The organism is Serratia sp. (in: enterobacteria) (assembly GCF_051654945.1).
Classification (GTDB): Bacteria; Pseudomonadota; Gammaproteobacteria; order Enterobacterales; family Enterobacteriaceae; genus Chania.
The window spans coordinates 1-7,383 of the sequence record NZ_JBOFZA010000063.1; the positions used below are offsets into that span (position 1 = coordinate 1).

Sequence of the window (7,383 nt, forward strand, 5' to 3'; positions counted from 1 at the left end):
CGACAGCTGGTTGATGAGCAACGAGCAACTCGCACAGAGAAAAGCCGCATCCGTGCGCTTGAAAAAGAGTTACGTCGGAAAGATAAAGCACTGGCCGAAATGGCAGCACTGCTGGTTCTTCAGGAAAAGTTGTCAGCCCCCCGGGACAACGAAGAGGACGACTGACCTCTTACCTGGAGAGGCAGCGAATGATCAGGTTGATAAAGGAAGCGGTAACCGTTATGCGCAGGCCTGTCGGGCCGCAGGGATCACACACAGGACCTTCCAGAGATGGTTCTGCGATAGTCAGTTGAAACCTGATGGCCAGCCATCAACCTTGCGCCCGCCAATAAGCTGACAGAAAATGAGCGGGCACAGGTACTGCAAATGTGTTAAGAAGCAGAGTTCGCCTCGCTACCTCCATCGAGGATCGTTCCCATGCTGGCTGACCGGGGAATATACCTGGCTTCAGAATCAACGTTTTACCGGATCCTAAAAGCAGAAAATCAGTTGCACCATCGGGGAGACGGTAAGCCCCGTGGTACTTATGCACGTCCGGTGAGCTATACAGCCCGGGGGCCGAATCAGGTCTGGTCATGGGATATCGCCCACTTGCCCGGAGAAGTCAAAGGTGAACGTTATTATCTATACATGATCATGTGTCAATACCGATCGAATTGTGGGTCTTCCGCAACTTGGGTGGAGAAATATTGATGAAACTTTCTAGTTAACAAGGATCTAAGCTGTTTTAAGTTATGGACAACGTCATGCCCTCACTTAAGACACTTTTACAGCTACCTTGCGGATGGCAATACGGCCGGCAAGTTATTAGCCCTGATGGTATAACCTTCCATCTCTGTGGCAAACGCAAAACAGCACTATGTCCTGAATACCTTAAGCGCAGCGACTCTGTTCATAGTTGTCGCCGGCGCCGGATACAGCATCTACCCTGCTCAGGCCAAGCGCTATGGTTGGTATTTACCATCCGCCACTGGTACTGCCGTAATCCAGCCTGTTCACGCAAAATTTTTGCCGAGTCGCTGGCTCCCTTCGCAGGTCCACGGCAGCAGTCTTCGCAGGCGTTACAAAATTTACAGCGTCAGCAGGGATTAATCGCCGGTGGTGAGGCTGGAAGACGGGCGGCAACGGCAGCGGGTCTCCGAACCAGCGCAGATACTCTTCTTCGCAGGGTGATCAATACCCCGGAGACGAAACCGCCAGGCACGCCCCATGTTGGTATCGACGAGTGGGCGTGGCATCGGGGCCACCGTTACGGCACGTTAATAGTCAATCTTGATACTCACCGTCCCCTCGTCCTGCTTCCCGGCCGCGATCAGCGTACGCTGACTGCCTGGTTCAGAAAATATCCGGAAATACAGGTTGTCTCGCGCGATCGCGGCGGTATCTATGCTACAGCAGCACGTGAAGGTGCTCCTCAAGCCAGACAGGTAGCCGATCGCTGGCACTTGTTGAAAAACATTGGTGATGCGCTCGAACGGATGATGTACAGACATATGCCGCTGATACGTCTTGTTGCCAATGAGTTGTCGCCAAAGAAATCACCTGAGCTAGAACAGGTAGAACCAGCTCCATATATCCGTCGCCCGGAGCGACTTAAGCAGCAGACTCGTAATAAACGCCACCAACGCTGGGTGGAGGTAATAACCCTGCATAAGAATGGATGTGGGCTCCGTCAAATATCCCGTACCACCGGGTTATCACGCGTAACGGTCAGGCGCTGGCTCCAATCAGGTACATTCCCTGAAATGTCGACTCGCCCCCGGAAACCAAGTCTTCTGGATCCCTGGCATGGGTGGCTGGAGGAACAGCGTGAAAGCGGTAATCACAATGGCAGCCAGATATGGAGGGAAATGGTGGCAAAGGGGTTCACCGGTAGCGAAACCACCGTCAGGGATGAGGTTGCCAAATGGCGTAACGGTGGGAGCGCACCTGCTACTGCGCCAGCCCGTCTTCCATCAGCTTCGCGCGTAAGTCGTTGGTTGATGCCCTGGCGAATAATAAGGGGCGAAGAAAATTATGCCTCCCGCTTCATTGGGCTGATGTGTGAAAAAGAGCCGCAGTTGAAAATAGCACAGCAACTGGCGCTGGACTTCTACCGGATCCTGAAAACCAAAAACAAACCACAGCTAAACAGGTGGTTTACCCATGTTAGTGAGAGTGGTCCTGTTGAGCTTCAGCGCGTTGCAGCCGGGATGGAGGCAGATGCAGCAGCAATATGTGAAGCCATTACCAGCAAATGGAGTAACGGTGTAGTCGAAGGGCATGTAAATCGCCTGAAAATGCTAAAACGACAGATGTATGGCCGGGCCAGCTTCGAGTTACTGCGACGACGAGTAATGAGCCCCCTGGCGTAAAGGCTCCACCCAAGTTGCGGAAGACCCATTTTTACATCGGTACTAACAATCATGGATGTGTACAGTCGTAAAATCGTTGCAGCAGAAGTGCGGGAAGTTGAGCGTGGTGAATATGCAGCGGCCCTGTTACAGCGGGCCGTCATCGAGGAAAACTGCCGGAATAGCGGTCTGGTCTTACACTCAGACAACGGGGCACCGATGAAGAGCTTCACGATGCTGGCCAGAATGTACGAACTGGGGGTCTGCTCGTCGTTCAGCAGACCGCGAGTCATCAATGACAACCCTTACTCGGAGTCACTGTTCCGTACGCTGAAATACTTCCCTGAATGGCCAGCAGATGGCTTCAACAATATAAGCAAGGCGCGAGAGTGGGTGCACAGCTTCATCCGCTGGTACAACACTCAGCACCGGCATAGCGGGATAAGGCTCGTCACACCAGAGCAAAGACATCTGGGACTGGATAAGCCCCTTCTTAAACAGCGGGAGGCTGTCTACGAAGCAGCACGATGTCAGCATCCCGAACGCTGGTCAGGAAAAACACGCAACTGGACACCGGTAAATATAGTGGCACTTAACCCGGAGAATGAACACCGCCGGGCAGCATAAAAAACAACATCTGTCTTGAAAAACGCCGGGAGAAGATGACGGGAATTTCACTACGATACGACAATAGAGAAAGGGCATAGCAAGGCAGGTCGAAGTGTATTGCGTCGAAATCCATGGAGATTTCATCATGAAATCCCCATGGAAAAATCATTACTTTTAAACAGTTAACATACAAAAACGACTGGAGAAAATTTTCAACTATGACTTCAGATATTTAGCCAGTACAGCGTTCACTACGTCATCAATAGCGCCCTGCAGTTCGGGCGACACACGATTAAACTCGTAACTGAATGACCGTCCCCGGACCTTCTTGCGGGCATACTTGTTCTTGTCAGAAAACTGCCAAAGAGGGGTGATGACAACCGCTTCTCCTTTCTCTGGCTCTCCCAGTACCGTGGCTTCATCCCGTATTACTGTGAGGATTATAGTCTTGACCTCATCAGCGGCCAGCAATGATGGCTCCCGGATCCCACTGACGACGCCAATGATATTCTCGATGAGTTCTGATACTGAACGTTGTTTGCTGGCCAACAACTCTTCAGCCGTCAGCAATACTTTATAGTCAGAAAAAGACAGTTCCGATTGGATTGGAAAGAGAGATAGCAGCTCAGAAGATACACTGGCCGCCTGTAGCGCTCGTGTAACTTTGGCTTGCGACAACCCCTCCGCCTCAGCGATTTCTTTTTGTGTCAGTCCACTTTGCTTAAGGGCCAGTAACCGCGTTCCCACTTCGCGAATATTATGTTCCCGGGCCGTCTGAATATCCTGGGCCAGCTTTCTGGCTTCGCTGACCGAGAGTGGCTCATCTGTGACTAAAATATCCAGACCGACATGTTTGAGAATGGCAGAAGCACGACGACGTGAGCCATCCAGGATCTCGATACGATTATCGCGACGGACACCAATGGCAGGGAAAAACTGCTGCAGGCTGATGGTCCGCGTAATATCTTGAAGTGATTCAGGGGTGAGTGCCGACTGATCACGTCCGTTGACTTCCTGGGTCACATACGTTTTGGCTTCCACCTCTACCGCCGGCACGATCACTTTGGTAAAGACCACCTTCCTGCCGGACGACAGGGTAAAGACCTGTTTGAATGCTTCCGGCTCGGCTTCGCTATTAAGAACTGGCGCGCTAAACGTGCGCCCGATTGTCTGACGTTTTGTGCTCATTGGGCACCTCAATTCATTCGAATAAATTCAATGCGGTCAAATACCGCTTTGGCAAAGTCTTCAGCAGCAGTGCGCGCATTTTTCAATGCCTCGCTGCTCCCCACATAGGTCGACGGGTTCGCAGAGATCACCGTATCAAACGACTCGCCACAGCGTTCAAAGCCATCAAGGCGTGGCAAAGCCGCATCGAGCATGTCTCCGCCAAAAATCTCTTTCGCGAGGCTGTGGCAGACTTTGTGATCGGGCTTGTTGGACAGCTTGGACATAAAGCCGATGTTTCCCTGCAACCGACACGGACAGCCTGAGATTTCAATGATACTGACCAACTCAGGTAAACGGGTCAGGTACTTCAACGTCGAGTGAAAATCCACCTGTGCCGGAGGGATGGGTGTCATCAAGAGATCGGCGGCCGCAATCGCGTTCTTAAGGAATGCATCCAGGTGAGGACCGCTGTCGACAAAGATAAAGTCATAATCTGACTTCAATTTATCAATGATGTTCTCACGCAAGATAGCGTGAGGGTTTTGCCCAGGCAAATACTCGGCGCACAAGCTTTCCCAACCAGAAGCGATAAACGCATCATCAATGGATGCAGGAAGAACGTCGACGCCTGGAACAACAGAGGGCACGATGAACTCAGTGAGTAACTCTTCGCGACTGACGTTTTGCAGCATGGCCTGAGCAGAGGTTGTCTCAACAAGGCCCACGGCGCGGGTATGGTTCAAAAACATGGTGGCCGAGGATTGGGGATCCAGATCGATGACCAGCACACGTAAATCTTCAAAAAGGAGGTGAGGGTGGGCACGCAAGGCATGAGCCAATGATACCGTAGAAACGGTCTTTGAGACACCGCCCTTCAGGTTGCCGACAAAGAGAGTCATTGCTTCAGGATGGCGATCGCGATATTTAGGGACACCACGGTGATGATAAATATCAACAATATTCTGGACGGTCATCGCGTACTTGGTGGACGAGCCGGCCGCCCGCTTCTCGAAGACATAACCGCTGCTTTCCATCTCGCTCACTGCATAATCCACGTTAGCACGTGTCAATTTAGGAAATTTTGCCACGGCAGCTTTGGCATACACCTGAAAATACTCGTTTTCCTTGAGTTCTTCTTTCTGAAGTTGTATCTGCTCAGTCAACGCGGACAACATCTTTTCGGCACGTAGTGCGACTTTCTCTGTCTGATGAGAATCCATAATCACCAACACCCCTAATTATGTAGTTTATTTGAATTAAATCGATAATCATGCATATAAGATAAAAAATCAACACAATTAACAATAAAGTTATCACGCACAAACCATGCCGCTCAACCACGCCCAGGTACATCGGGCAGAAAAGAGGAGCGGATGAAATTCCATAAAAAACCGAGGTACTCCTTTCTGCGTTATAGATCCCAGCCAGAGGACGGCTGTACAGTTAAACACAGGAGCACATGTACTTTATTTCTTGTCGGGTTTACCTTAATATGTATACACAAACGTAACCACATGGAGTATCGACATGGGTACAATGAACATTCGTATCGACGACGACTTAAAGGCCCGGGCCGGTGTGGCGCTCGACGGATTAGGGATCACAGCCTCCGAAGCCGTACGCCTGGTGCTTGAATACGTTGCACAAAATAACCGCCTTCCGGTTCAGGTGGCATTACTGGCTGATGAAGACGCAGATATCATCGAGTTGGCACGTGAACGTCTGGCTAATCCTGGCAAGCGTGTCCGAGTAGCATTCGATGACTTATAAGATTGACTTTGATGATGCAGCTTTGAAAGAGTGGAAAAAATTAGGTGAGGCTGTACGTCTACAGCTAAAAAAGAAACTGGCGCAGATTGTTAAAGCACCACGCGTTGAGGCCAATCGACTGCACTCTTTGCCTGATTGCTATAAGATCAAACTCCGCGCATCCGGTTATCGGCTAGTTTACAGAGTCGAAGATGAAACAGTTGTGATCCTCGTCCTTGCTGTAGGTAAACGCGAACGGCTTGAAGTTTACAAAGCAGCCGCCACAAGGTTGGGTTAGTGAGGGATCGCTAAAAAACCCCATTAAAACCATAGAGAACAAGGCATTCATCCAGGAAAATGGCCGACCCTCAATCCTGTCATAAGCGCCTATACGCCCAACTCTCCTCGTGTCACAGCTCTGGTGTTGTGAGTATGCCAGGCTCTCAAGCAACTCGGAAATTCACAGCGAAATGTCTCCGTCCTGGCTGTTCACCTGACAGGGCAGAGATATTTGAACAACCGCAGGGCGTTAGCCTTTTATTCGTGATCGTCCAGTGCTAAAGGACGATGTGTGCTCCGGATCATGTCGAGCGCATCCTGTGTCGGCAATGAGAACTGTACCTGTCGGCTGGCGACAATATCGAGCGCAAACACCCGAGTGTACACTTCCGTGCTCTCCGCTTTTTCATGCCCCAATAACCCCTGCACCGCTTTTAATGGCGTGCCCTGGTACAACATATGCATCGCATAGCCGTGCCGAAACACATGCGGTGTCACCGGCACACTCAATCGGATCCCCTCGCGCTTCGCCAAATGCTCGGCTTTCGTCAACCAATTACGCACACCTCGGTCGCTGATCTGCCAGACTGGCAGGGGGGAACGTTCTCCGGTCTCGGTATCGATTTCAAACAACTCTTTGGTGCTAGCAAACAGCCGGCGTAGCTCGTCCACAAATTGCGGGTCGGTCAACGGAACCGTGCGGTTCGCCGACTTGCCTTTCGTGGGTCGGCCACGACCAGAACGGCGTTGTTTGGCCGTGCGCAATACCACGTGCAGCATGGCTACATTGAGCCGAAAATCCCGGCGCCTCAGCGCCAGCGCTTCATTGATCCGGGCGCCGGTATTCCACAGAAGATTGATCAGCGCATGCTGTGTCCAGTCCGGCAAGAAATGGAGGAGGGCGGCCACTTCCGTTGCCAGCAGATACCGGGGCAGATCATCATAAGTCATGGCCATATGGCGCAACGACAGCGCACGTTGGTAATCTTGCGGTGCCAGCATCGGCGTCGTTTCGCCGACAGGGGTCCCCACAATGGCCAGTGCCGAATCATAGGTCATCATCTGCTCCTGTTACACTGTCTGCCAAGGACATTTACCCCTGACAGAACGTAGCGCCCCTGCGGTGCGAGCACGGCAGCGTTGCTGCCTCAACCGTCTTTAAGCCCCAGCCTCACATCAACACGGTGCCGCCTGACAGCCCGGCGGCTCGCACGGTGGCGCATCCCCCACCGTCGCACTGACA

At 51.8% G+C, this 7,383-nt stretch carries 6 protein-coding genes and 2 pseudogenes; 5 read left to right on the top strand and 3 right to left on the bottom strand.

Annotated features, from left to right (window positions below):
• The 3 genes and pseudogenes from ACRDCA_RS08935 to ACRDCA_RS08945 form a co-directional block, all read left to right on the top strand.
• Nucleotides 1-648: pseudogene (locus ACRDCA_RS08935) on the top strand (IS3 family transposase); the annotation flags it as partial.
• 86 nt (nt 649-734) lie between these two features.
• Complete coding sequence (locus ACRDCA_RS08940; protein WP_438689221.1) at nt 735-2,354, top strand: ISL3 family transposase; 1,620 nt, start codon at nt 735-737, stop codon at nt 2,352-2,354.
• 9 nt (nt 2,355-2,363) lie between these two features.
• Nucleotides 2,364-2,960 (top strand): annotated as a pseudogene (locus ACRDCA_RS08945) (transposase); the annotation flags it as partial.
• A 198-nt stretch (nt 2,961-3,158) separates the two neighbouring features.
• Here the strand turns inward: ACRDCA_RS08945 and ACRDCA_RS08950 are convergent.
• Both ACRDCA_RS08950 and ACRDCA_RS08955 read right to left on the bottom strand, forming a co-directional pair.
• Nucleotides 3,159-4,130, bottom strand: coding sequence for a ParB family protein (locus ACRDCA_RS08950; RefSeq protein ID WP_438689222.1), 972 nt, complete (start codon nt 4,128-4,130; stop codon nt 3,159-3,161).
• 8 nt (nt 4,131-4,138) lie between these two features.
• Nucleotides 4,139-5,332: an AAA family ATPase gene (locus ACRDCA_RS08955; RefSeq protein WP_438689223.1), complete on the bottom strand. Its 1,194-nt coding sequence runs from the start codon at nt 5,330-5,332 to the stop codon at nt 4,139-4,141.
• 307 nt (nt 5,333-5,639) lie between these two features.
• Here ACRDCA_RS08955 and ACRDCA_RS08960 point away from each other — a divergent pair, with 307 nt between their 5' ends.
• Both ACRDCA_RS08960 and ACRDCA_RS08965 read left to right on the top strand, forming a co-directional pair.
• Nucleotides 5,640-5,882, top strand: coding sequence for a type II toxin-antitoxin system RelB/DinJ family antitoxin (locus ACRDCA_RS08960; RefSeq protein ID WP_438689224.1), 243 nt, complete (start codon nt 5,640-5,642; stop codon nt 5,880-5,882).
• On the top strand, nt 5,872-6,159 hold the full coding sequence (locus tag ACRDCA_RS08965) for a type II toxin-antitoxin system RelE family toxin (protein ID WP_438689225.1): 288 nt from the start codon (nt 5,872-5,874) through the stop codon (nt 6,157-6,159). Before ACRDCA_RS08960 ends, ACRDCA_RS08965 begins: the two co-directional genes overlap by 11 nt.
• 239 nt (nt 6,160-6,398) lie before the next feature.
• On the opposite strand, the gene ACRDCA_RS08970 is transcribed toward ACRDCA_RS08965, so the two are convergent.
• Nucleotides 6,399-7,199, bottom strand: coding sequence for a tyrosine-type recombinase/integrase (locus ACRDCA_RS08970; RefSeq protein ID WP_438689226.1), 801 nt, complete (start codon nt 7,197-7,199; stop codon nt 6,399-6,401).
• Nucleotides 7,200-7,383: the final 184 nt, after the last annotated feature.

What these genes read in the sequence shown, in the direction of transcription:
- ACRDCA_RS08940 (WP_438689221.1), top strand. Translation starts at nt 735, where the DNA reads ATGGACAACGTCATGCCCTCACTTAAGACACTTTTACAGCTACCTTGC.
- ACRDCA_RS08950 (WP_438689222.1), bottom strand. Translation starts at nt 4,130, where the DNA reads ATGAGCACAAAACGTCAGACAATCGGGCGCACGTTTAGCGCGCCAGTT.
- ACRDCA_RS08955 (WP_438689223.1), bottom strand. Translation starts at nt 5,332, where the DNA reads ATGGATTCTCATCAGACAGAGAAAGTCGCACTACGTGCCGAAAAGATG.
- ACRDCA_RS08960 (WP_438689224.1), top strand. Translation starts at nt 5,640, where the DNA reads ATGGGTACAATGAACATTCGTATCGACGACGACTTAAAGGCCCGGGCC.
- ACRDCA_RS08965 (WP_438689225.1), top strand. Translation starts at nt 5,872, where the DNA reads ATGACTTATAAGATTGACTTTGATGATGCAGCTTTGAAAGAGTGGAAA.
- ACRDCA_RS08970 (WP_438689226.1), bottom strand. Translation starts at nt 7,199, where the DNA reads ATGACCTATGATTCGGCACTGGCCATTGTGGGGACCCCTGTCGGCGAA.